This is a genomic window from Pontibacter chitinilyticus (assembly GCF_039748935.1).
GTDB classification, from domain to species: Bacteria; Bacteroidota; Bacteroidia; order Cytophagales; family Hymenobacteraceae; genus Pontibacter; species Pontibacter chitinilyticus.
This window is the reverse complement of the sequence record NZ_JBDIZJ010000001.1, coordinates 612,025-634,282: the sequence shown is the minus strand read 5'-3', so window position 1 is coordinate 634,282 and position 22,258 is coordinate 612,025. Positions and strand designations below refer to the sequence as shown.

The 22,258-nt window shown below is 50.5% G+C and carries 18 protein-coding genes; 6 read left to right on the top strand and 12 right to left on the bottom strand.

The window, feature by feature from the left end; genetic code table 11:
* Nucleotides 1-2: 2 nt before the first annotated feature.
* The 5 genes from ABDW72_RS02695 (at nt 3) to ABDW72_RS02675 (ending at nt 6,050) form a co-directional block, all read left to right on the top strand.
* Nucleotides 3-1,064: a PA0069 family radical SAM protein gene (locus tag ABDW72_RS02695; protein WP_347156912.1), complete on the top strand. Its 1,062-nt coding sequence runs from the start codon at nt 3-5 to the stop codon at nt 1,062-1,064.
* Nucleotides 1,065-1,346: 282 nt separating this feature from the next.
* On the top strand, nt 1,347-2,135 hold the full coding sequence (locus ABDW72_RS02690; RefSeq protein WP_347156911.1) for an FRG domain-containing protein: 789 nt from the start codon (nt 1,347-1,349) through the stop codon (nt 2,133-2,135).
* An 89-nt stretch (nt 2,136-2,224) separates the two neighbouring features.
* A complete protein-coding gene (locus tag ABDW72_RS02685) occupies nt 2,225-3,346 on the top strand; it encodes a hypothetical protein (RefSeq protein WP_347156910.1) in 1,122 nt (373 codons plus the stop codon).
* 464 nt (nt 3,347-3,810) lie between these two features.
* Nucleotides 3,811-4,704: a transglutaminase-like domain-containing protein gene (locus ABDW72_RS02680; protein ID WP_347156909.1), complete on the top strand. Its 894-nt coding sequence runs from the start codon at nt 3,811-3,813 to the stop codon at nt 4,702-4,704.
* A 179-nt stretch (nt 4,705-4,883) separates the two neighbouring features.
* Nucleotides 4,884-6,050 (top strand): sigma-54-dependent transcriptional regulator, encoded by a 1,167-nt coding sequence (locus tag ABDW72_RS02675; protein ID WP_347156908.1) that lies wholly within the window; start codon nt 4,884-4,886, stop codon nt 6,048-6,050.
* Nucleotides 6,051-6,147: 97 nt separating this feature from the next.
* Here the strand turns inward: ABDW72_RS02675 and ABDW72_RS02670 are convergent, their stop codons facing one another.
* The 12 genes from ABDW72_RS02670 to ABDW72_RS02615 form a co-directional block, all read right to left on the bottom strand.
* On the bottom strand, nt 6,148-7,194 hold the full coding sequence (locus tag ABDW72_RS02670) for an NAD(P)-dependent alcohol dehydrogenase (protein ID WP_347156907.1): 1,047 nt from the start codon (nt 7,192-7,194) through the stop codon (nt 6,148-6,150).
* Between the two features lie 327 nt (nt 7,195-7,521).
* Entirely contained in the window at nt 7,522-8,385 is an 864-nt protein-coding gene (locus tag ABDW72_RS02665; RefSeq protein ID WP_347156906.1) for a sugar phosphate isomerase/epimerase family protein, read from the bottom strand.
* 142 nt (nt 8,386-8,527) lie between these two features.
* Complete coding sequence (locus tag ABDW72_RS02660) at nt 8,528-9,415, bottom strand: hydroxypyruvate isomerase family protein (RefSeq protein ID WP_430438138.1); 888 nt, start codon at nt 9,413-9,415, stop codon at nt 8,528-8,530.
* Between the two features lie 18 nt (nt 9,416-9,433).
* Entirely contained in the window at nt 9,434-10,726 is a 1,293-nt protein-coding gene (locus tag ABDW72_RS02655; protein WP_347156904.1) for an MFS transporter, read from the bottom strand.
* A 60-nt stretch (nt 10,727-10,786) separates the two neighbouring features.
* On the bottom strand, nt 10,787-11,533 hold the full coding sequence (locus ABDW72_RS02650; RefSeq protein ID WP_347156903.1) for a 3-keto-disaccharide hydrolase: 747 nt from the start codon (nt 11,531-11,533) through the stop codon (nt 10,787-10,789).
* 8 nt (nt 11,534-11,541) lie between these two features.
* Nucleotides 11,542-12,021: a c-type cytochrome gene (locus ABDW72_RS02645; RefSeq protein ID WP_347156902.1), complete on the bottom strand. Its 480-nt coding sequence runs from the start codon at nt 12,019-12,021 to the stop codon at nt 11,542-11,544.
* A gap of 27 nt (nt 12,022-12,048) precedes the next feature.
* Nucleotides 12,049-13,101 carry a sugar phosphate isomerase/epimerase family protein gene (locus ABDW72_RS02640; RefSeq protein ID WP_347156901.1) on the bottom strand — a complete coding sequence of 351 codons (1,053 nt, stop codon included), beginning with the start codon at nt 13,099-13,101 and terminating at the stop codon, nt 12,049-12,051.
* 8 nt (nt 13,102-13,109) lie between these two features.
* On the bottom strand, nt 13,110-14,267 hold the full coding sequence (locus ABDW72_RS02635) for a Gfo/Idh/MocA family protein (RefSeq protein WP_347156900.1): 1,158 nt from the start codon (nt 14,265-14,267) through the stop codon (nt 13,110-13,112).
* A 132-nt stretch (nt 14,268-14,399) separates the two neighbouring features.
* Nucleotides 14,400-14,963: a gluconate 2-dehydrogenase subunit 3 family protein gene (locus ABDW72_RS02630; protein ID WP_347156899.1), complete on the bottom strand. Its 564-nt coding sequence runs from the start codon at nt 14,961-14,963 to the stop codon at nt 14,400-14,402.
* Between the two features lie 91 nt (nt 14,964-15,054).
* Entirely contained in the window at nt 15,055-16,521 is a 1,467-nt protein-coding gene (locus ABDW72_RS02625) for a Gfo/Idh/MocA family protein (RefSeq protein WP_347156898.1), read from the bottom strand.
* A gap of 56 nt (nt 16,522-16,577) precedes the next feature.
* Complete coding sequence (locus ABDW72_RS02620) at nt 16,578-18,257, bottom strand: GMC oxidoreductase (protein WP_347156897.1); 1,680 nt, start codon at nt 18,255-18,257, stop codon at nt 16,578-16,580.
* Nucleotides 18,258-18,870: 613 nt separating this feature from the next.
* Entirely contained in the window at nt 18,871-19,416 is a 546-nt protein-coding gene (locus ABDW72_RS02615) for a c-type cytochrome (protein ID WP_347156896.1), read from the bottom strand.
* Nucleotides 19,417-19,753: 337 nt separating this feature from the next.
* On the opposite strand from ABDW72_RS02615, the gene ABDW72_RS02610 reads away from it, so the two are divergent.
* On the top strand, nt 19,754-22,204 hold the full coding sequence (locus ABDW72_RS02610) for a zinc-dependent metalloprotease (protein WP_347156895.1): 2,451 nt from the start codon (nt 19,754-19,756) through the stop codon (nt 22,202-22,204).
* Nucleotides 22,205-22,258: the final 54 nt, after the last annotated feature.

The following is a 22,258-nucleotide window of genomic DNA, read 5'->3' as shown; positions in this document are numbered from 1 at the left end:
CTATGAAACCAGAAGAATACCTGAAAGGCCGCGGTGCCCAATACAACCCCGCCAACCCTTACTTAAAAAACGAGTACGTCGCTGAGCACATCGAAGGGCTGGATGAACCAATGCTGTCTAACTCCAGAACTGAATTCTTTACAGAGCATCCTAAAAAGATCGTAAACAAAGTGGAAAGTCCTGACATCGGCCTCTCCTACTCGCTGAACCCGTATCAAGGCTGCGAACACGGCTGCATTTACTGCTATGCTCGCAACTCGCATCAGTACTGGGGTTATGGCGCCGGCCTGGACTTCGAGCGCAAGATCATCATCAAGGAAAACGCTCCGGAAGTACTGGCCCAGCAACTGGAGAATAAAAACTGGAAAGTTATGCCGCTGATGCTCGCGGGCAACACCGACTGCTACCAGCCCATCGAGGCGAAAAAGAAACTCACACGCCGCATCCTGGAAGTGCTGTTGCAGTACCGCCACCCGGTCAGCATCATCACGAAAAATGCACTCATACTTCGTGATCTGGACATTCTGCAGGAGCTCAACAAGCTGGATTTGGTGCACACGAACATCAGCATTACCACTTTGGATGAAAAGCTGCGGCAAAAGCTGGAGCCGCGCACAGCTTCCGGGGCCAAGCGCCTGGAGGTGGTGCGGCAATTGGCGGCAGCCGGGTTGGACGTGAACGTGATGGTCGCGCCGATTATACCCGGGCTTAATGATTCGGAGATTCCGCAGATTATTCAGAAGGCAGCGGAGGCTGGGGCCTGCAATGCCGCTTATACCATTGTGCGGCTAAACGGCAGCATCGGACCTATTTTTGAGGACTGGATCCGGCAGGCGTTTCCTGACAAAGCCGAGAAAGTATTGCACCAGATTGCCGACTGCCACGGCGGCCAGCTAAACGACAGCCGCTTTGGCACCCGTATGCGTGGCGAAGGCAAGTTTGCTGAAATCATCGGCAACCTGTTTCGAATGAGCAAAAAGAAGTATATGGCAGGCCGCAGCAGCAGACCTTATAACTACGACCATTTCTGTACCCGCGCAGGCAAGCAGCTAGGTATATTTTAAGGCCGCTTACACCAAAATTAGCCATAGTTGCTACTCTAGTATAATCATACCGGCATGGCCGCACACCGGAAGCTGCCCTGTATACCACTTGGCAGGCCATAAAAGCAGAACGGCACAATGACCGCCAGGCAATAAGAAAGAAAAACAAAAATCCTGCTGGTTACGAGAGGAGCCATGCCGAAAAGCATAAAATTTAAGGCTCTGATTGCAGCGCGGCTGCAACTTGACGGCACTTTGGCAGTATGAATACGCATGCACCCGACAACCTACCAAAGCAAACTAATGGAACCCGGACAGGATATTGTAGTAAATAGTTGGGAAGAGGCGCAGGCTGCTTTATTCAACCACAGCTGGAACGAGCACATACAACGCTTCCGTTCCAATTATGTATACCGGGGCACTGGGCGCAAAGACCTCGACCTGAGCTCCAGCCTTACCCGTCTGGGTGGCCAGTATGACCAGCTGGAGCCTCATATTTTGCGTAACTTTAAAAAATATGCGCATAGCAATGCTTCGCCGGGCAATTCGGTCTGGAACTGGCTGGCCGTGGCACAGCACCATGGCTTGCCCACCCGCCTCCTCGACTGGACCTACTCGCCACTTGTGGCCCTGCATTTTGCCACACAAGACCTGTCGAAGTATGATGAAGATGCTGCCGTTTGGTGCATTGACTATGTAAAGGTAAAGGAGTACCTGCCGGTGCCGCTTAAAAAAGCACTGGAAAATGAAGGAAATGTTTTCACCCCTGAGCTGCTAGAGCCGGTCTGCCCTTCTTTAAAAACACTGGCCGATTTTCAGGAAGAAGATTATGTTTTGTTCCTAGAGCCGCCTTCACTCGACAACCGCATCGTACAGCAGTACGCACTCTTCTCCATGATGTCGCGGGCTAAGGGCAACATGAGTATGTGGCTGAAAAAACACACAGAGTTATACTTCCGGGTGATCGTACCGGGAAAGGTGAAATGGGAGATCCGGGACAAGCTGGATCAGGCCAATATTACCGAGCGGGTGCTGATGCCGGGTCTCTCCGGTTTGAGCCAGTGGCTGAAACGGCACTACACCCATCAATAAAAATAATTAAATAAATCTACCACTAGCAAGCTGCTATTATCAGGGGAAACGCTTAAATTCAGCAGCTCAAATACTTTATACTTACTAGAATGACATTGCGCAGACTGCCCGTTGAAATCATCCTTTCACATTTTACTACGTTAAACACAGCATCCGGGCGCAAGCCTCAACCCTTATACAAGCATTATGCGCACAGGGCCACAGCCCTCCTCTGCGGCCTGCTGCTGACCAGCGCCTGCACACAACAGCAGGAGCAGCAAACCGCAGAAGTACCCGCCAATCCTAAGCAGGTTGTTTCAGCAGATTCCGTTGTCACACCACTCCCCTCGTCAGACACCACCGCGCTAAAGGCTACTACTGTTTCGGCACATATAAATCCGGCACCCGCTAATACGGAATGGACGTACCCGGGCCCGCGCCCTTTACCGGGCGCCATCCTTCCGGGCAAGCGTATCGTTGCTTTTTATGGCAACCCGCTGTCGAAGCGGATGGGTATACTTGGGGAATTGCCGCCAGAGCAAATGCTGGCCAAGTTGGACGAGGAAGTGGCCAAATGGACCAAAGCAGACTCGCTGACGCCCGTTCAGCCTGCCCTGCATGCCATTGTGCTCACGGCACAAGGCCAGCCCGGAAAAGGAGGCACTTACAGCCTGCGCATGAGCAACAAGATGATAGATGATGTGCTGGCAATGGCTGCAAAGCGCGATGCTATTGTGTTCCTGGACCTACAGGTGGGCAGGAGCACGCTACAGGCAGAGCTGCCACGCCTGACAGAATATCTTAAGCTGCCGCAGGTGCATTTGGGTATCGACCCGGAATTCTCAATGAAAGAAGGCGGCGTACCCGGCCGCAAGATAGGCACGTATGATGCCGCTGATATTAACTATGCCTCTCAGTTTCTGGCGAACCTGGTGAAGGAAAATAACATCCCTCCCAAGCTCCTGATCGTGCACCGCTTCACACAGCACATGATTACCAATTACCAGAACATTAAACTACGGCCAGAAGTAGAGATCGTGATGCACATGGACGGCTGGGGCCATCATACTTTGAAGCGCGATACGTACCGCCGCTACATTCAGAAAGAACCGGTGCAGTTTACAGGCTTTAAGCTGTTTTATAAAAACGACCTTAAAAAGAGCCCACGCCTGATGACACCGGAAGAGATTCTGGCATTAACACCTACACCGCTGTACATTCAGTACCAGTAACAGGTTTGGCAGGATGTACTCCTGATATTAAAATGATAAGCCTGCTATAAACAGAAGCTCTAAGAATCTCTGTCTGTAGCAGGCTTATTCCGTTACGCAAGTATGGGATAGCCTCTAATGCTGCCCGTGCTCCAGTTTCTGTTTCGTTTTCACAAAAGCCAGTCTCAGATAGCTGCACCTCACCACTTCCTTTCCCTCATAAGAAGTATAGAACAGAAGGCAATAGCGGGCGTCAGCAGTACGGCCATATGATAGGTGAGAAAGCAATAGCTGTGATGAACAACAAACTTAATAATATACGCATCATTTGCCGCTATTCCAAAAATAAAGGCACAGTAAAAAAATAAAAAAAACAGGATTATTCAGGAGCAAAAAGGTCCGGTAATTGCGTTAGATTAATAGAAGCGTAGGTGTTGCCGCTAGTAGCAGGAACATTTTTACGCGAGGAAATTAAATGGGAAGCTATGCCGCAATTTTTACGTTCGTTACAACTGGCTAAGTTCGCCCTGCGGTTCATTCAGATCATGATCGTGTTCCCGATGGCCGTATTACTTAGCTTTTACATCCCCCCTTATGGCTCCATGGAGTATGAGCTGCACTTTCTGCTGTGCCTTATGCTCGCCGCCACTGTTTCCGTTGTAGTTACCCGGTATAGCCCACGGCTTATTGTGCTGATGTTTTTCGGGTTACTGACCGTGCTTTTCTTCAACACCGCTTTTCCTGATACTTCGCTGGAAGGCGTCTATGGTGATTACAATGCCATGCTGGTGAATATGAAAAGTAATCCGCACAAGGTGTCATACCTGAAGCCGGTACGGGGCACTTATTTTCAGAACCAGCGTGTGAAAGATGCCATGCAGCCCACACATCCAAAAGTGCGCGCTTTTGCGGTAGAGAACTCCACCCGATACTTTAATGATGAGTATTACCGTAAGTTTGGCAAAATAACCCGCTACTTCTCACTTTTCAAACATATCCGCCTCAACTGGAGGTATGTGAGTGACCCGCTCGGAATGGACTATTATGCGCCGCCTATTGAAAGTATGGGCTTACTGGCTGGCGATTGTGACGATTATGCGATCCTGATGGCCTCATCTGTAATGGCTGTAGGTGGTGAGGCGCGCGTGGTGATCACTGAAAACCACATGTATACCGAGGTGAAAGTAGGCAAAGTAGAGGACCTGGAGAATATCAGCTATGCTGTGCGCACACTTTTCCCCGATGAGGTAAGCGGTGACAAAATCCACTTCCATGAAACAAACGGCGAGCTCTGGATCAACTTCGACTATACGGCCCATTACCCCGGAGGTCCTTTCCTGGAACCTAAGCTCTACAGTGTCATTACTTTTAATAAATGATCAGCAAAGCCAGGTCGATTGGCTTAACCTGCGAAAAGCAGAGAGCATTCGAAGGCGCAAAGTGAGATAGGGCATTGTTAATCTAACCATTCAGCAGATTTTACCCGTACAACGCAGCAGCCGCTTGACAAGCGGCTGTATTTTATTTATACTTCGCCATAAAATAACAGCGCATACCTATGCCTAAAATTCTGATTGTAGATGACGAGCGTGCCATCCGGAGCACCCTGAAAGAAATACTGGAGTTTGAAGATTATAATGTAGATGAAGCCGCAGACGGCGAAAAGGCGCTGCAGCTGATGGGCAAAGCCAGGTATGATGCCGTGCTGTGCGATATCAAAATGCCGGGCATGGATGGCATCGAGGTGCTGGAAAAAGCGATGGAGCTCGCACCCGACACCCCTTTCATCATGATCTCGGCACATGGCACCATTGATACCGCTGTGGAAGCCACAAAAAAAGGAGCCTACGATTTTCTGCAGAAACCACCGGATCTAAACCGCCTGCTGGTATCAGTACGCAATGCGCTGGACAAGTCGAGCCTGGTAACAGAAACCAAGATCCTGAAGAAGAAGATCTCCAAAACGTATGAAATGGTGGGCACTTCGCCTGCGCTGTTGCGGGTGAAACAGGCCATCGAAAAAGTAGCTCCAACCGATGCACGGGTGCTGATTACGGGCCCGAACGGCTCCGGCAAGGAACTGGTGGCGCGTGCGCTGCACGAGCAAAGCAACCGCAGCAGTGGCCCTTTAGTAGAAGTTAACTGCGCTGCCATCCCTAGCGAACTGATCGAAAGTGAGCTGTTTGGCCACGAAAAAGGTTCGTTTACTTCGGCGGTAAAGCAACGCATCGGTAAATTTGAGCAGGCTACCGGCGGCACTTTGTTTCTCGATGAGGTGGGTGATATGAGCCTCTCGGCACAGGCTAAGGTGCTACGCGCGCTGCAGGAGCATAAGATCACCCGCGTAGGCGGCGACAAAGACATTCAGGTGGATGTGCGGGTGGTAGCGGCCACCAACAAAAACCTGCTGGAAGAGATCGAAGCCCGCAACTTCCGGGAAGACCTATACCACCGTTTGGGCGTGATCCTGATTCATGTGCCGCCGCTGAATGAGCGACGCGAAGATATACCGGAGTTAGTAGGCAAGTTCCTGAACGACATAGCCACCGATTATGGTAATAAGCCAAAAGTAATTACACCAGAGGCATTGCAATACCTGCAGCAACTAGATTGGCGCGGCAATGTGCGGGAGCTGCGCAACGTGGTAGAGCGCCTCGTAATCATGAGCGGCCCAGAAATATCACTGGAAGATGCCAAGGCCTATGCGCGCCCGGTAATGGCCTGATGTATACTTGTGTAGGTAATCTGAAATGCTAACACAACAAAAAGCCCCGGCTATACTTGCCGGGGCTTTTTACTTTTACTTGGCCATGCAACGAAGCTTAGTTCAGTGAAGCCATATCGATGACAAACCTATACTTTACATCGCTTTTCAGCACCCGCTCATAGGCAGTGTTGATCTCCTGGATCGGAATCACCTCCACATCAGACATGATGTTGTGCTCAGCACAATAGTCTAACATCTCCTGTGTTTCTTTGATACCGCCGATCATGGAGCCTACCAAACGTTTGCGTTTGGCAATCAGGCTAAAACCAGCTACGGCAGCCGGCTCTGGCGGCGCGCCTACCAAAATCATAGTACCATCCCGCTTCAGCAGGCTCAGGTATAGATTCAGGTCGTGCGGTGCCGACACCGTGTCAAGTATAAAGTCGAAGGAGCCCTGCAACTCGCGCATCACCAGCTCGTCTTTAGTAATGGCGAAGCTGTGCGCGCCCAAGTCAATGGCGTCTTTCTCTTTGGAAGGCGAGGTGCTCAGCACCGTTACATTGGCTCCCAGCGAAGCACCAAGTTTTACGGCCATGTGGCCTAAACCGCCCAAGCCAACAACCGCCAGGCGGTGTCCTTTTCCTACTTTCCAGGTCATCAGTGGCGAGTAGGTGGTAATGCCGGCGCAAAGCAGCGGCGCTACGCGCGACAGGTCGAGCTTTTCTGAAACTTTAAGCGTATACTGTTCATCTACTACAATCTGGTTCGAGTAACCGCCGTAAGTAGGCGTTTCTTTATCCAGTTCATAGCTGTTGTAAGTGCCCACGTTGTGCACTTCGCAATACTGCTCAAGCCCTTCCTGGCAGCTCGGGCAGGTGCGGCAGGAATCAACAAAGCAACCAACGCCGGCCAGGTCGCCTTCCTTGAACTTGGTAACTTTTTCTCCTACCCGGCTGATGCGGCCTACGATCTCGTGTCCGGGTACCATCGGGTAGATAGAACCTCCCCATTCGTTGCGCGCCTGGTGAATATCGGAGTGGCAAACCCCGCAGTATAAAATATCAATCAGCACGTCATGCGCTCCTACCTCCCGCCGTTCGAAGTTAAACGGCCCCAGTAATGAAGCAGCATCGTGTGCCGCATATCCTTTTGTCTCTAGCATGGTTTTGGGTTTAATATGAAAGAAGTACTGAACAAATGTACATACATAAACCTGAAAGTGCCACAATAGTTATTTCCCGGTCCTGCTGTGTATCAGATAGTAACTGACATCGGCACTTGTTGTCTTACCCAAAGTGTAAGTATAACCAAAGTTACCTGCTTTCCTACTGTTAGTATGCTGCGACAACCCAGATGATAAAGCAAAGCAGCATCTTTTAGCTTCACTAGTATAAAAAGAGCACTTCTCTGAACGGGAAGTGCTCTTTTTATACTTTGCCCTTGCCTGCTGCTTTCGGCAGCATCAGAGGCGCTAAAATGTTATACTTTGCTAAGCCTGCAAGAGCGTGTTCTTGATATAGCTGGCACTCTGTGCAATGCTCTTGTATGGGTCCATGTTGGAAGCAAAGTTTTCCTGCTCCATAAAAATACGCTTCACACCGGAGTCATTGCCCTGGTTGAATATCTTTTTGTAGTCGATACTGCCATTGCCTACTTCTGTGTTCAGGTCTTGCTGGTTCTTGTCCATGTCCTTCACGTGCCACATCACGAAACGGCCGGGAGCCTCCTGGAACAAGGCCAGCGGATCTTTGCCCGCTCTAACCACCCAGTACAAATCTGCTTCGAACTTCACCAAGTCAGGATCAGTTTCTTGCAGCATGATGTCGTAGCCTGTCGTGTCGCCAACCTTCTGAAACTCGAAATTATGGTTGTGGTACGCCAGTTGCAGGTTGGCATCTTTCAGGATTTCACCTGCTCGGTTCAGCTTTTTAGATAGTGCCTTGTAATCGGCGGCGGTTTGACGCAATTGCTCCGGTAACCATGGGCATGTAATGTACGTCTGCCCTACCGCGTTCCCAACTTCAGCATAATGTTTGATCAGGTCTTCATCTCCTTTAACCAGGAAATCTTCCATGCCATAGTGGCCGCTGGATGATATAAGGTTGCTGTTATCCAGCGCCTGTTTAAACGCTTTCGGATCCAGTCCCCAGAAACCTTTGTCTTTGGAATAGCCGAAGGTTTCCACATCTGCATAGCCTGCTTGAGAAACTTTAGACAAAGCTCCTTTTACATCGTCCCCGATCACGTCGCGCAAAGTATAAAGCTGAAGCCCGACTGTTTTGACATTTACGGGAGTAGGCTTATTCTCAGCGGCACCACCAGCAGTAGCAGCAGCTGTATCGCTTTCTGCCATTGACTTGTTTTCGTTGTTACAGGCAACCAAAACTGGGCCCAAAGCAAAACTGGCAGATAGCATCCCCAGTTTTTGAAGGAAAGATCGTCTATTGTTCATTTCTCTATAGTAAAAATTGTTTCGTCATTAAGTTACCGGCCGTTCAGACATCGCAGAGCTGCACCGCTTTTCGCAGGGATGCAAGTTTGTCAGGCTGTACGGGGATAAACTCCTGTGCTACAAATCCTGTAAAGCCCGTATCGCGAATCGCCTGCATGATGGCCGGGTAATTTAGCTCCTGTGTCTCATCTAACTCATGCCGCCCCGGCACACCTGCGGTGTGGTAGTGGGCAAAGTAGGGATGATTGTCTTTAATGGTTCGGATCACGTCGCCTTCGTCTATCTGCATGTGATAGATGTCGTACAGGAGCTTGAAGTTTTCAGAGCCTAGTCGTTTAACCAGCGCTACACCCCAAGGCGTGCGATCGCATTGGTAATCTTTGTGATCGATTTTGCTGTTAAGCAGCTCCATCACCAAGGTTACCTTGTGCTTTTCGGCCAGAGGCAACACCTGCTGCAGCCCTTCCTGACAATTTTTCAAACCCCTTTCATCGTCCATTCCATTCCGACTGCCACTAAAGCAGATCAGGTTCTGATAACCGGCTTTAGCCACCAGCGGAATCATGTCGGTATAGTTCTTTATCAGCGTGGCGTGGTATTTCTTATTATTCCAGCCATCGGTCAGGTTAATTTCCGCACCGTTGCACATGGATGAGTGCAGACCATACTTCTGCAATACTGGCCAATCCTGAGGCCCTACCAGGTCAATCCCTTTAAGGCCCATTTCTTTGGCAGCTGCACAAAGCTTATCCAGCGGTATATCGCCAAAGCACCACCGGCAAACGGCTTGCTTGATGTTCCCCCGCAGTTTGTGCACTGCAGGGGAATCAGCACTTGCCAGTAAAGGGTGCAGCATTCCGGAAGTAGTTAGCGCAGCAGTACCTGCTAACACATTCTTAAGGACAGTTCTTCGGCCGGGCATTTGCGTCATGAAAAGGTCTAAAAATAATTAATGATGAGAGGCTGTAGCGAGGTTTCCTTCCGGATGTGTCTTTTTTCTACTACGCATGTATAAGAAAAGACCACCGAATGCTACACTCAGGAAAATGGGGATCAGCAGGGTAGCCTGCAACACTTCCGGACCAGCTAGATTCTTAGCATTGTCCAGCGCTGCTGCCATCCCTGTTCCCGGCGTTGCTCCCACGTATTCTTCAAGGTTAGCACCGCCAGGCAAATGACTGGCTACAATTCTGTCGTAATATCCGCCCATGAAAATAGTATAGATGGACACGGCAAACATACCGGCACCACCTAACAGGTTCAAGCCAAGAGCACCGGACTTGGGTACGTTTTCCGCCACAAAACCGATCATGGTTGGCCAGAAGTAGGTAACGCCGAGACCAAAGATGATAGCGCCCAGGAAAATAGTGTTGCCGGTTAAGGTGCTGAGCAGGTAAATGCCCGCTGCAGAAAGTATAGCAGAGAGAAACAATACACCAGAGGGGCTAAGCCGGCTTAGCACAGGCTTTGCCATTGCACGGCCAAGCACCTGTACGCCTGTCGTCAGCGTCAGAATCAGGAGCGCGTTGTCTGTCACATTTTTCAGGAGCACGTCAATCCACTGGCCGGTGAACAGCTCGGTAATGGCAGTGCCAAACATACAAATGAAGATGAAGAGGTATAAAGGCGTAAAAATGGATCTATACATCTGCGAAGTAGTATAACCGGAAGCTACGCGCTCGGTAACAGGGAAGTCCAACTTCAGGAAAAGGTAGCCGTAGAATAGCGTCGGAATGATCATCACAGCAACTTGTATCTGCCAGCCCAGCCCAATCATGTTGAACAGGAAAACCAGCAGCGTACCGATCACAATACCGCCCGGGAACCACAGGTGGAAATAGTTCAGGCGTGTTGTTTTCTCTTCCGGGAAAAGTGTTGCAACCAGTGGATTACACGCCGCCTCTACTGTACCATTGGCAATGCCGATCAGCAGCGTAGAGAGAAACAGGGTCCAGTAGCCTTGTGCGAACACCGTCATCAGAATACCTGCCAGGTGAAAGAAGAAGGCCAGCACCAGCAGCCGTTTCATTCCGATGATATCAACAATAAAACCACCGATCACGATGGCCAGCGGAAAGCCCCAGAAGGCAGTTGCTGTAATAGTACCCAGTTCAGAGGCATTTAACTGGAAATCAATCCCCAGTTGGTTCAGGATGCCTGCACGAATACCAAAGGATAGTGAGGTTACCAGCAGGGCAAAGCAGCTTGCCCAGAAAAGTTTGCCGCGTTGAATCGTTTGCATAAGGAGTATAAAGTTTAGAGTAGAAGGTTGTACAACAGGGTTTGAACTGCTCTTTCGGGGCTATAAGCGTTTGATCATGATATTCCGGAACCACACATCGTGGCCGTGGTCCTGCAGCGCAATTTTACCGGACTTGAAAGTGCCGAAATCAGGCATGGAAGAAAACTTGCTGTCCGCTACCATTTTTTTCCAATTGTCGTCCCAAAGGGTGGTCGTTACTACCTTTGTGCCGTTCAGGTATAGGTCCAGTTTGCCGTCATTGCTGATGATTTCAGCATGATTCCACTCTCCTGCCGGTTTCACCGGCTCTGAGCTACTGGCGATCAGGTCGTACAGGTCACCGGCACGGTGCTTCACAATCTGCGCATCCGGGTGGCCATTGTTATCCAGCACTTGCATTTCAAGGCCCGTATTCCAGGTTTCCTTATACTTGGCAGTATCTTCATGCACGTAAAAGATAATGCCGCTATTGCCTTTGGGCGAGATCTTCCAATCCAGTTTCAAATCAAAGTCTTCGAATGACTCGTCTGTTACAAGGTCGCCGCCTTTGATCGGCTCTCCGCCGGAAGGGTTGGTGGTTGCCAGGTGAATGGTGCTGTCTTCCACCTCCCAGGCTTTCCCAGCAGTACTTTGTCCGTAAGAATGCCAGCTTTCCAGGTTCTTTCCATTAAAAAGTGGTATCCACCCGTCCTGCGTTTCTGTCGGAGCAGTCGCGTTGGCGTTGTCGGCCGTGGTGTCCTGCTGCTCTGACTGGCAGCCTAGCATGAGCGCCGCAAGGGGCAATAAGGTGAGCAGGTGTCGCTTCATAGAGGTGCTTATTTATTTAGGGATAAAACGTATTTAGCCATTTCAGCCGCATCCTCTTTGCTCAGGTCCGGATGAGGTGTCATTGGTATCTGGCCCCATACGCCGGCTCCACCCTGTATAATTTTATTGGAGAGGTAATCGATGTTCTTTTCGTTCATTTCATACTTCTTGGCTACATCTGCATAAGCAGGGCCAACCAGTTTTTTATCTACCTGGTGGCAGGAAAGGCAATCAGACTGTGCGATCAGTTTTTTACCTTTCTCATAATCGTCCGTCGTCTGTTCAGCCACATTACTCCGATCGGTACCAATGTTATTGACACTGGTATCTACCTCCGATTGCCTGCTAGCGGCATTTACTTCTGCATCTGAAGTCGCATCTGTATAGGTGTTTTCCTGCGCTGTTTCATTTTCAGCGGTGTTCTCCGTTGCATTGTTGCAGGCCACCATTACGGCGCAGCAGCTAAGTATCGCAATAGTCTTTTTCATTATTTTCTGATAAGTAAGTATGGAATATTAAAGCCCCAGCAATGTACGGTTCAGCGAATCGTCGGTACCGGAGGAAGCAAAATCGTCAAAGGCTTTATCGGTTACACGGATAATATGATTCTGGATAAATTCAGCTCCCTCGCGGGCACCATCTTCCGGGTGCTTGAGGGCACACTCCCACTCCAGCACGGCCCAGCCTTTAAAATCATACGCTGTTAATTTGCTGAAAACGGCACCAAAATCCACTTGCCCGTCACCTAAGGAACGGAAGCGGCCGGCACGGTTTACCCAGCTCTGGTAGCCACCGTACACGCCCTGCTTACCAGTTGGGTTAAACTCGGCATCTTTTACATGGAACATCCGGATGCGCTCGTGGTAATAGTCGATATAGGTCAGGTAATCCATTGCCTGCAGCACAAAATGCGACGGATCGTAGAGCAGGCAGGCACGGGGATGATTGTTGACCTGCTCCAGGAACATCTCATAGGTCACCCCGTCGTGCAGATCCTCTCCCGGGTGTATTTCGTAGCACAGATCTACGCCAGCCTCATCAAAAGCATTCAATATCGGCAGCCAGCGATTCGCCAGTTCTTTGAAACCTGCTTCTACCAAGCCCGCAGGGCGTTGCGGCCATGGGTATACCGTATGCCAAAGCAAAGCACCGCTAAAAGTGCCGTGGGCGTTCAGCCCTAGGTTCTGGGATGCTTTTGCAGCATTTTTCAGCTGCTGCACGGCCCATTCGGTGCGGGCTTTAGGATTGTTGCGGTAAGCTTCCGGCGCGAAGCCATCAAAAAGTGTATCGTAAGCTGGATTTACTGCCACCAACTGGCCATGTAAATGGCTGGAAAGTTCTGTAATCTTCAGCCCCTGCCCTTCTACGATGCCCTTAATCTCATCGGCATACGTCTTGCTTTCAGCCGCTTTTTGTACATCAAAATAATTCGTATCCCATGTGGGGATCTGCACCCCTTTATAGCCTAGGCTTTTTGCCCAGCGGCAAATGTTCTCCAGGGTATCAAAAGGAGGCTGATCTCCTAAAAACTGAGCTAAAAAGATGGCTGGTCCTTGTATCGTTGTCATAGTTTATATTAGATGGTAAAATCTGTCCATTTCTTGTCTGATTTGCCTGAGGCGATCACGTTTTCGATAAAGGCCATGCCGCGCACGCCCTCTTCTACGCTTGGGTAATCCTGCCATTCCGGTTCTGGCTGCTTGCCTGCTTCCTGCGCCTGCACGCTCAGGGCAAAATTGCGGTAGAGGTTGGCAAATGCCTCTAGGTATCCTTCCGGGTGACCTGCCGGGGTGCGGGTATTGTGCTGCGCATACGTACTGGTATAGACACCCCCGGTGCGCAAGATCTCCGCCGGCCGGTCCAGCCACTTCAGCAGGAGCGAATTAGCATCTGCTTGCTGCCATTCAATTCCGCCACGTTCTCCGTATACCCGAATTTTGATGTTGTTTTCCTCGCCTGCTGCTATCTGTGTGGCAAAAAGCACCCCGCTGGCGCCATTCTCAAACTTAAGCAGTACAGCGCCGTCGTCATCCAACTGCCGGCCTTCCACTACCACATTAATGTCAGCGCAGAGCTTGCTTACTTCCAGCCCGCTTACATACTCCGCCAAGTTAAAAGCGTGGGTACCGATATCCCCCATGGCGCCGGCAATGCCACTCTGGCTGGGGTCTGTACGCCAGGAAGCCTGTTTGTCATCACCGCCTTCTTTGAAAGTGCTTAGCCAGCCCTGCGGATACTCTACGTATACTTTGCGAACTTTTCCCAGCTTACCAGCAGCTATCAGTTGCCGTGCTTCTTTCACCATCGGGTAGCCGGTATAAGTATGCGTCAAGCAGAAGAGTTTACCTGTCTGCTCTACTACTTTTTGCAGGTCCAGGGCCTCCTGCAGCGAGAAGGTCATAGGCTTATCGAGGATCACATGAAAACCATTCTCCAGGGCCAGCTTGGCAGGCGCGAAATGTACGTGATTAGGGGTAACGATAGAAATGACCTGTACCCGCTTCTCTTCGGGCAACTGCTGCTCCCGAGCAAATAGCTCCTGGTATGAAGTATAAACCCGATCTTCCGGCAGTCCCAACAGCACGCCACTGGCTTTCGATTTTTCAGGGTTGCTGCTAAAGGCACCACAGACAAGCTCATACATTCCATCCAACTGGGCGGCTATGCGATGAACAGCGCCGATAAAAGCGCCTTGCCCACCGCCAATCATTCCTAAACGTAGTTTTTTGTGCATGTATCGTTTTTAGATGATAGGATCATGAAAAGGGTGCTTGAAGCAGGAAGTAGCGGCTTATGCTACTCCCATTCTCCGAGAAGCTCCTTCCCAATTCTGAATCTCTAATATATACTTTTAATTTTAAAATGATCAGGTGGCCCAGGCTCTTTCCCCTTTCTTATACTCGGTGCAGCCTTCGTAGCGCCCCGGCACCGGCACATACCGCAAGGCTTGCGTAGCGCCTACTTCCGAAGTAAAATAACCCAGCAACGTGAGTTCTTTCATCATTCTAAAATAATGACTCGGGGCATCCGGCTTTTTATTTTGCATGTAATCCCGCTGCTCCTTATCCAGGCTGGTCAGCAGGGCGGTACGCTGTTTAGTATCCAAGGCCATAAAATCCTTGTCATACTCTTTTTTACTGGCTTTGTTGAGTTGTTTAATGCCATCTGCAAAAACCTGCTGGTCTTCAGGAAGATAGCAGTCCTGTACCATCATGGCCATAAAATCACCGACATGCGCCGCCTTAGCACCAGGCGTTTTAGTGGCAGGAAGTATGGTATCGCCTACCTCGTCCAGCAGCGCCACCTGGTCCTGATCAAACAGGTCGTTTACCTTTTTGGCCTTTGGCGTGCAGGACACCAGCAGGTCGGCTCCCACCACTGTTCCGCCCAGCAGCCACGCTACCGCCGAAATAGCTTCTCTTCTGTTCATAGTATATTAAATGACAGTATGTAATCGACTATTTAAGTATAAATCATCTGCCAGTTTTCAGGCTGGCAGATAACTTCCGGAATTCCGGTACCTATACGCCTATGGTCCAGCCTTTGCGGTAATCGCGCTTCACAAACTGGTTTACAGCATCAAAGTTGGTTACCCGCAGGTTTTGGTTATCCCATAGCAGCTTAATGTAGCGCCCGGGGAAATCGTATCCGTTGCCTGTTGCTTTCGGGTTGCGGATGTCGAAGCCACGGATGGCAAGGTTCGCCATCAGGAGCGTCTCGGTTAACGGACCGGCAGTCTCGAAAGGAGAGCTTACCTCTTTTTTACCGTAACCTGCGATAGCCGCCTCTACCCACTGGGCATAATGGCCGTCAGCACCGCCCGGAACACGGGCAAATTCCTGCTTCACTTTCACCTGGTTTGTTTTGGACGTCGGCAGCAGCTGTGGGTTTTCGCTATAGGTTCCGCACATCATCTTTCCTTTTGTTCCGATGAGCAGCACACCGTTTCCACCATCCCCAAAGACCTCATTTGGCCCCAGTTCTTCCGGACGCTCCGGCTGTATGCCGCCATCCATCCAATGCAGGGTGATATCGCCTTTTGTCTTTTCTGTTTTAGGGAAGGTGAGGATGGCATGGCTGGAGGGAGGGCAGCTTTCCGGGAAGTAGCCGCGCTTGAACTCATCCACATACACGCTGCCCACGCTGCATTGTACATCTTTAGGAGATTTCAGGTTCAGCACCCTGAATGGCACTTCAACCAGGTGGCAGCCCATATCACCAAGAGCTCCTGTTCCGTAATCCCACCAGCCGCGCCAGTTAAAGGGAACCAGCTTTTCAACGTAGTCTTTGTAAGGAGCGGTGCCCAGCCACAGGTTCCAATCCAGTTCTTTCGGTACGTCAGCAGCCTTTGCGGGCCACGGAATTCCCTGCGGCCATACGGGGCGGTCCGTCCAGCAGTATACGGTATGCACATCGCCGATTTCGCCGGCGTCATACCATTCTGTCATCAGGCGGGTGCCATCGTTCGAAGCGCCCTGGTTGCCCATCTGCGTCACCACTTTGTAGCGTTTGGCAGCATCGGTCAGCATGCGGGCCTCATAAATATCATGTGTCAGTGGCTTCTGCACATACACGTGCTTGCCCATCTGCATGGCCGACATGGCAATGATGGCATGGTTATGATCGGGCGTCGATACGGAGACAGCATCGAACTTCTTCCCTTCTTTATCGAACAGCTCACGCCAGTCGTGGTAATACTTTGCTTTGGGAAAGTTTTTGAGCGTAGTGGCCGCACGTCTGTCGTCTACATCACACAGATAAGCAATATCTGCCTTGCCACTTTTGTAGAAGTTGGCGATGTCGCTTTCTCCTTTACCTCCTACCCCGACACCGGCTATTACCAGGCGATCGCTGGGGGCTATAAAGCCTTTGCCGCCCAGCACGTGGCGCGGCACAATCATGAAACCGGCAGCTGCCATTGCACCTGCTTTTAAAAAGTCTCTTCTTGTTTTCTCTGCTCCCTGCGGGGCTTTTTTATTCTCTGACATAAGTGCTGAATAATTTAGTAAAACAGAAAGTTATTAGGAATACCGATGCATTGCGCTTAGATATTCTGCTTTTTCATTTCGCCCACAGCATGATCCACGGCACGGGCTGTGAGGGCCATGTACGTAAGCGATGGATTCTGACAGGCAGCAGACGTCATGGCAGCACCATCGGTAACATATACGTTTTTAGCGTCCCATACTTGGTTGTGTGCATTCAGCACCGATGTTTTCGGATCGCGGCCCATGCGGGCGGTGCCCATTTCGTGTATACCTGTGCCGAGCGGGCTTTCGGCTTCGTAGCCCTGCACATTTTTGAGGCCGGCAATCTCCAGCATTTCAATGGCATCTGCTTTCATGTCGCGGCGCATGTTGCGTTCGTTTTCCTTCCACTCCGCATCAATGGCTAATACCGGAAGCCCCCACTTGTCTTTCTTATTTTTATCCAGCGTGACCTGGTTCTCATGGTATGGCAGGGTTTCGCCGAACCCTGTCATCCCCATGTTCCACTGTCCGGGCTCGCTCAAGGCATCTTTGAAATCACCCCCGATGCTCATTTCTGCAATTTCGCGGCTCCAGCGGTCGCGACCGGCGCGGCCCTGATAGCCAAAGCCTCGGATATAATCGCGCTTCTCACCGTTCATGTTGCGGTAGCGCGGGATATAGATGCCGTTCGGACGGCGGCCATAGTAGTATTTGTCTTCGTAGCCTTCGGCAGTGCCGGTAGCGCCAATCTTCAGGTGGTGGTCCATCAGGTTATGACCGAGTTCTCCGCTGCTGCTTCCCAAACCGCCTGGCCATACATCGGTAGCCGAGTTCATCAATACCCAGGTCGAGTTGAGCGTAGAGGCATTCAGGAACACTACTTTGGCTAAGTACTCATATGTTTGGTTTGTTTCGGCATCCAGCACCTCCACTCCTCGGGCTTTCTTGGTGTCTTTGTCGTACAGGATTTTAGTAACAATGGAGAAAGGACGCAATGTAAGGTTACCTGTGGCCATGGCAGCCGGCAACGTAGAAGATTGGGTGCTAAAGTAGCCGCCAAAAGGGCAACCAAGCCAGCATTTATCGCGGAACTGGCAGTTGGTGCGGCTTTGCAGGGGCACTGTAATATTGGCAGTGCGGCCGATGATCATGTGGCGGTTGCCTTTGTAATGCGTTTTAAGACGGGCAGCGACATCCTTCTCCACACAGTTCATATCCATTGGAGGTAGGAATTCCCCATCGGGCAAGTGTGAAATGCCCTCTTTAGAGCCGCTGATGCCGGCAAATTTCTCTACATAGCTATACCAGGGCGCCAGGTCTTTGTAACGGATGGGCCAGTCTACGGCAATGCCGTCTTTGGCATTGGCTTCAAAGTCCAGGTCGCTCCAGCGGTAACTCTGGCGACCCCACATCAGGGAGCGTCCTCCTACATGATATCCACGGAACCAGTCAAAACGCTTGACTTCGGTATAGGGGCTTTCCTTTTCGTTCACCCAGTAACTCAGGTTCTGCTCATTCAGCACATAATCTCTTTTCAGCACAGGATGATCTTCTATCATTTGCTGCGTCCGCCCTCCCCTATGCTGAAACTCCCAGGGATCTTTGTTGGCATTCACATAATCTTTCACGTGTTCGATGTTACGGCCACGCTCTAACATAATGGTCTTGAGACCTTTTTCCGTAAGCTCTTTGGCAGCCCAGCCACCAGAAATACCTGAACCAACTACAATCGCATCATATACATTATTGGCCATAACCAGAAGCAATAAAGGGTGAAACCATACAGGTTAATTATGTTTTAAAGGTTAGATCGCACGTGGTATTGCAACAGCAACAGGCAAAGCGCTGCTGCTATTCAGCTTGGTGCCAGGGCTGCTTTAAAGTATAAACCAGTGGCCTGGCAGCAGGTATAAGAACGAAAACGGGAATACCCGAGCTATACTATGTTAAGAGGCAAACCACTTCTAAACCCTTGAACAACTTCTGATTAAGCCTCTAAATTGCAAGAGACTTCTAACCTAAAATTTGCCCTTTGGTTGCACTGCTGACGTGAGCGCCCACTCAATCAGAAACCAATTTATTGTTTAGAATTTACAATAGCAAGCGTTATAGCAGGTGTAAAGCGATAATAAGTGTTTAAACTGGTAAATTTTTTACGATAATTTCAATTATCAGAACAGCGGCTGGTGATAGCTGCTCCTTTTACGTGTCGAAAAGAAACTTATTTCAAAGCTATTCTCCCTCATTTTAATGGGGAAACGAGAAAGTATAACATAAAAAGCACGGTGAAAGCCGTGCTTTTTATGTTATACTTTCTCCTCCGCCACAAAAAATACTTTTTATGCTACAGAAGGATAGATGAGTAACTTATTTGCCGTTGAGCGACAGAATATACTGCACCATGGCTTTGGCATTAGCATCACTTAGGTCCGGGTGCGGCGTCATTGGGATTTGCCCCCATACCCCAGCACCACCTTTCTGGATTTTCTGCACCAGGTAGGAGATGTTTTTATCTGTAGCTTCATACTTCTTGGCTACATCGGCATAGGCAGGACCAACCAGTTTCTCCTGCTCCCGATGGCAGGAAAGGCAATCGGATTGCGCAATCAGCTTTTTGCCTTCCGCGTTGTCTGATGATTGTGCTGCTGCAGTCGTTGTTGTAGTTTCAGGTGTTGTAGTTGCAGCCGCTGTTGTAGCCGGAGCAGTTGCGGTTGCTTCAGTTTTAGTGTCAGCCGTTGCATCATCTGTAGAAGGTACATCCGGAATCGGCGTGACATACGTGTCTGCTGAAGCAGCAGTGTCTACTTTGCGGTCCGAATCATAGTACTTTTCATACCCTGCATTCTCGTTATTACCGCCGCAGGCAGAAAGCAGGGCACAACAGCCCAAAAAAAGCATTACTTTTTTCATCATCTTTTTAAATGAGTTCTAAATACAGCACAGCTGTGACATGCAAACATAGTCATGCTAGTATAAATACTTCGAATAGCGTATATAGTTACACCAGCAATCGACAATAGCTCTAAAAGTGCTTTTATTATCTTAGCAGCTTCGTTTTCCGCTCCCCTTTTCTTCTTTTTTTATAAAGTAAATTGCTGCATTTATAGTATAAACATAACCGTGCCCTAATCAGCCAGCTAAGTATCCCTAAACTTATAAGGAAGTGGTTGCACAGGTGGCATTTCCAGGTAGTATTTTCAAAACCGAGTGAAAATCCTTAATATCGGTACACTTACCAAGATACAAACACATGAGATCTCCTTCTATAAAATATTTCTGGCTTCTGGTGCTGCCGCTCTTGCTGTCCGCTGCTGCTGTAGCGCAAAAGTTGCCTGATATAGGCACCAAAACGGCGGGCATGAAAAAGTACCCCGGTTATTTTACTTTTTATTATGATGATAACACCGGCAAGATCTGGCTAGAGATTGACAAGCTGAACCAGGAGTTTCTGTACGTGAACTCGCTGCCGGCAGGGCTCGGCTCCAACGACATTGGCCTGGACCGCGGGCAGCTTGGCGATACCAAAGTAGTATACTTCAGCAAGCAGGGGCCGAAGGTGATGCTGGTGCAGCCGAATCTTGCTTACCGCGCCTCAACTGATAACTTAAACGAGCGGCGTGCTGTGGAAGAGTCGTTTGCGCAATCCATACTTTGGGGATTTAAAGCCGAAGCAGAAGAAAACGGAAAGGTGCTGGTAGATGCGACGGACTTCCTGCTCCGCGATGCGCATGATGTAACCGGAAGTATAAAACGCACTAAGCAGGGCAGCTACCACCTCGATGCCAGCCGCTCGGCCTTATACCTGCCCAAGATCAAGAATTTTCCAAAAAATAGTGAATTTGAAGCGACACTCACGTTTACAGGTGGCGAAGATGCCGGCCGATACGTGCGCGAAGTGGCCCCGGATGCACAAGCCCTGACCGTTCGGGAACATCACTCCTTTATACAACTACCCAATAACAAGTATACCCCACGTCCGTTGGACCCACGTGCCGGTTATTTCGGTATTTCATACTTTGATTATGCCACTCCCATAAGCGAGGACATCGATAAACATTATATCGCCCGGCACCGGCTGCAGAAGAAAAACCCCTCAGCCAAAATATCCGAAGCTGTGGAGCCAATCGTGTACTATATTGACAACGGTGCACCGGAACCCATCCGCACAGCGTTGCTGGAAGGCGCCAGTTGGTGGAACCAGGCTTTTGAAGCAGCAGGTTACAAAAATGCGTTTCAGGTAAAAATACTACCCGATTCGGCCGACCCCATGGACGTGCGCTACAACGTGATCCAATGGGTGCACCGCAGCACCCGCAGCTGGTCATATGGGGCCTCCGTAACCGATCCGCGCACCGGCGAGATCATCAAAGGGCATGTAACGCTGGGCTCCCTGCGCGTGCGCCAGGATTACCTGATTGCCGAAGGACTACTGGCCCCGTATGAGGCAGGCAAGCCGGTGAACCCGGCCATGATGGAGATGGCGCTGGCGCGCATCCGGCAGTTGGCGGCACACGAACTGGGCCATACGTTAGGCCTGATGCACAACTTTGCTGCCAGCACCAACCAAAATGCTTCCGTTATGGACTATCCGCACCCAATGGTGAAGCTGGACCGCGCCGGCAACATCGACCTGAGCCATGCCTATGAAACCGGCATCGGCGCCTGGGACAAAATGGCCATCACGTACGGCTACCAGGATTTTCCGGCAGGAACGGATGTACCCAAGGAACTGAACAACATTCTGCAGCAAAGTATAAAACAGGGCCTGCACTACATCTCAGACCGCGATGCGCGTGCTCCCGGAGGCGCCAACCCTTCGGCTCACCTCTGGGATAACGGGCCGAACGCCACCGACGAGTTGCTTAATGTGCTGAAGATTAGGAAGAAGGCCTTGCAGAATTTCTCGGAGAAGAACATCAAGCCTGGCGCAGCGATGAGTACGCTGGAGGATGTGCTGGTGCCGCTTTACAACTACCACCGTTATCAGACAGAAGCGGTAGCCAAGCTAATCGGTGGCGTGAACTATACTTACGCGGTTCGAGGCGATGGACAGGTAGTAACAGCCATAGTAGACAAACGTGCGCAGCAACAGGCGCTGGATGCGCTGCTGCAAACCATCTTGCCGGAGGTGCTCACCTTGCCCGAGAACATCATCAGCATGATTCCGCCGAGGGCACCGGACGTGCACACTACCCGGGAGCTCTTCGAAAAACGCACCGGCCTCACCTTCGATCCGCTTTCTGCCGCCGAAGCTGCTACTGATTTTACCCTCACGCTGCTGCTGCACCCGGAGCGGGCTTCGCATCTGGTAGAACTGGGTGCCCGCGGCAACAACCTGGGCTTTCAGGAGGTAGTAGAGCAACTGGTAAACAGCACCTGGAAGAGCCGCCGCCAAGACGGACTGCAGGGACTGGTGCAGTTGCAAACCGAGCAACTAGTGCTAACACACCTGCTGGCGCTGGCCCACAACGAAAGCGCCTCGTACCAGGCCCGTGCTGTAGCCACCGCCGCGCTGCTTGACCTAAAAGCTTTTATCGAGAACAAGCACTATAAAAGCAGACAAAACACTTACCAGGATCACCTGGCCTTCGCGCTTGAGCGGATAAACCATCCGGAACAGGAGGAACTGAAGCCAAGCCATACCTTGGACTTGCCGCCGGGCTCGCCGATTGGCAGTGGGGAAGAGTTGGAGTGTGAGTAGAAGTATAGGTATGAAAGGAGCCCGCCCCTGCCAGACATCATTGGCGGAGCGGGC

Coding starts and splice junctions, on each gene's coding strand:
- ABDW72_RS02695 (WP_347156912.1), top strand. CDS start 3: ATGAAACCAGAAGAATACCTGAAAGGCCGCGGTGCCCAATACAACCCC.
- ABDW72_RS02690 (WP_347156911.1), top strand. CDS start 1,347: ATGGAACCCGGACAGGATATTGTAGTAAATAGTTGGGAAGAGGCGCAG.
- ABDW72_RS02685 (WP_347156910.1), top strand. CDS start 2,225: ATGACATTGCGCAGACTGCCCGTTGAAATCATCCTTTCACATTTTACT.
- ABDW72_RS02680 (WP_347156909.1), top strand. CDS start 3,811: ATGCCGCAATTTTTACGTTCGTTACAACTGGCTAAGTTCGCCCTGCGG.
- ABDW72_RS02675 (WP_347156908.1), top strand. CDS start 4,884: ATGCCTAAAATTCTGATTGTAGATGACGAGCGTGCCATCCGGAGCACC.
- ABDW72_RS02670 (WP_347156907.1), bottom strand. CDS start 7,194: ATGCTAGAGACAAAAGGATATGCGGCACACGATGCTGCTTCATTACTG.
- ABDW72_RS02665 (WP_347156906.1), bottom strand. CDS start 8,385: ATGGCAGAAAGCGATACAGCTGCTGCTACTGCTGGTGGTGCCGCTGAG.
- ABDW72_RS02660 (WP_430438138.1), bottom strand. CDS start 9,415: ATGACGCAAATGCCCGGCCGAAGAACTGTCCTTAAGAATGTGTTAGCA.
- ABDW72_RS02655 (WP_347156904.1), bottom strand. CDS start 10,726: ATGCAAACGATTCAACGCGGCAAACTTTTCTGGGCAAGCTGCTTTGCC.
- ABDW72_RS02650 (WP_347156903.1), bottom strand. CDS start 11,533: ATGAAGCGACACCTGCTCACCTTATTGCCCCTTGCGGCGCTCATGCTA.
- ABDW72_RS02645 (WP_347156902.1), bottom strand. CDS start 12,021: ATGAAAAAGACTATTGCGATACTTAGCTGCTGCGCCGTAATGGTGGCC.
- ABDW72_RS02640 (WP_347156901.1), bottom strand. CDS start 13,101: ATGACAACGATACAAGGACCAGCCATCTTTTTAGCTCAGTTTTTAGGA.
- ABDW72_RS02635 (WP_347156900.1), bottom strand. CDS start 14,267: ATGCACAAAAAACTACGTTTAGGAATGATTGGCGGTGGGCAAGGCGCT.
- ABDW72_RS02630 (WP_347156899.1), bottom strand. CDS start 14,963: ATGAACAGAAGAGAAGCTATTTCGGCGGTAGCGTGGCTGCTGGGCGGA.
- ABDW72_RS02625 (WP_347156898.1), bottom strand. CDS start 16,521: ATGTCAGAGAATAAAAAAGCCCCGCAGGGAGCAGAGAAAACAAGAAGA.
- ABDW72_RS02620 (WP_347156897.1), bottom strand. CDS start 18,257: ATGGCCAATAATGTATATGATGCGATTGTAGTTGGTTCAGGTATTTCT.
- ABDW72_RS02615 (WP_347156896.1), bottom strand. CDS start 19,416: ATGATGAAAAAAGTAATGCTTTTTTTGGGCTGTTGTGCCCTGCTTTCT.
- ABDW72_RS02610 (WP_347156895.1), top strand. CDS start 19,754: ATGAGATCTCCTTCTATAAAATATTTCTGGCTTCTGGTGCTGCCGCTC.